This is a genomic window from Kitasatospora sp. NPDC058243, assembly GCF_042882025.1.
Classification (GTDB): domain Bacteria; phylum Actinomycetota; class Actinomycetes; order Streptomycetales; family Streptomycetaceae; genus Kitasatospora.
Genome location: NZ_JBHVWW010000135.1, coordinates 2,838 through 4,358, shown reverse-complemented (window position 1 = coordinate 4,358; position 1,521 = coordinate 2,838). Strand labels below are relative to the sequence as shown.

1 pseudogene is annotated in these 1,521 nt (G+C 73.0%); it reads right to left on the bottom strand.

The features are described from left to right. Positions 1-1,473 (bottom strand): annotated as a pseudogene (locus ACFVX9_RS39460) (hypothetical protein); the annotation flags it as partial. Positions 1,474-1,521: the final 48 nt, after the last annotated feature.

Here is a 1,521-nt window from a genome sequence, read left to right as displayed (position 1 = left end):
GGCTTGTGAGATCGTGGACCCACCGCCCCCGCTCCCTCCGCTGGCGGTGATGAGGATGGGGGTGGAGGAGGAGTTCTGGTCGCCGACGGTGAAGGCGCAGGCGGTTTCACCGGCGGTGGCCGCGGCCTGTGCGCTGATGTCGGCCCATACGGCGGAGACGGAGGCGTGGGCGGGGAGGTGGAGGTCGATGGGGGCGGTGGTGGTGAGGCTCTGCCTGTCGGGTGCCAGGGTCGCGGGGTGGGTGTAGGTCTGGGGTTCGGTGGTGATGACGGTGATCTCGTACTGGTCGCTGGTGCCTTCTTTCGGGGCGAAGGCGAGGTTCCTGTTGGGGGGCAGGGCGGTGGTGACGTTTCTGGGGGTGACGGGGTCGTGGCCGGTGCTGAGGAGGCGGACGGCGGGGTGTCCGGGGGGGCCGCCGGGGGTGAGGGTGACGTCGGGGGGCCCGGCCGGTGATGCCTGGAAGCTGCCCCGGTCCCCGGGGCTGGTGCCGGGGGCGGGGGTGAGGCCGTCGGTGATGTGGACAGGGGTGGAGAGGCACGGCTCATTGCCGACCGTGTAGAGCAGGGCGGTGACATCCAGCGGGCAGGTGGCGTCCGCGGTGACGGGCACCCACAGGGCGGAGACCGAGCCGGGTTCGGGAACAGCGAGGTCGACACCGGTGAAGGTGAGCATCTGCCGGTCGGGGGAGAGCTGGCCTGCCGCACTGGCGATCTCACGGCCGAAACCGGCCTCCACCGACAGCTCATACGCGCCGCCCGGGCCCTGCGCCACGAAGCTCAGGTGCGGGGCGAGGCCGGCGGGGAGGGTGACGGTGACGGTCTGCGGGGCCACCGGGACACCACCGGTGTTGCGGACCCGGATACCGGGATACTTCAGCAGGCCGCTGCCGCGGATCATGTAGACATCGGTGCCGGGGGCGGGGAAGGCGGCGAAGCTGCCCTGCCCGGCACCGGAACTGGCAGTGACGTGGACCGGCGCGGACGGCGAGGACACACTCCCCACCGCATACTCCAGGGCGGTATCACCGGGGGGTGCGCCCTCGGGTGCGGCGATGGTGCACCAGAGGGCGGAGTGCGAGCCGGGGGAGGGCAGCGCCAGATCGACGCCGCGGGCGGTCAGGCTCTGCCCGCCGGGCGCGAGGGTGGCGGGGTACTGCTGGGTCCAGGGCTCCGCCGGCATGGCGGTCAGCGCGTACTTGCCGGTGCCCGTCTCGTGCACGAACTCCAGGTCCTTCCCGGCGGGCAGGGTGACGGTCACATCCCGTGCGGAGACCGAGGCCTGCCCGGTGTTCACCAGCTGCACGGCCGGGTAGCCCGGAGCGCCGCCCGCCGCCAGGTACTGCGGATAGCCCGCAGCCGGGGACACGGTGAAGGATCCGGTGTCCCCGCCGGGGCCGCCCGTACCCCCGGAATCGACACGGAAGTCCACCACCGCGGGCTGGGAGGAGGCACCGCCGCTGTCGTGGGCGGTCACCGCCACGGTATGCGGGCCGTCCCCCCACGGCTGCCCGCCATCACGCAC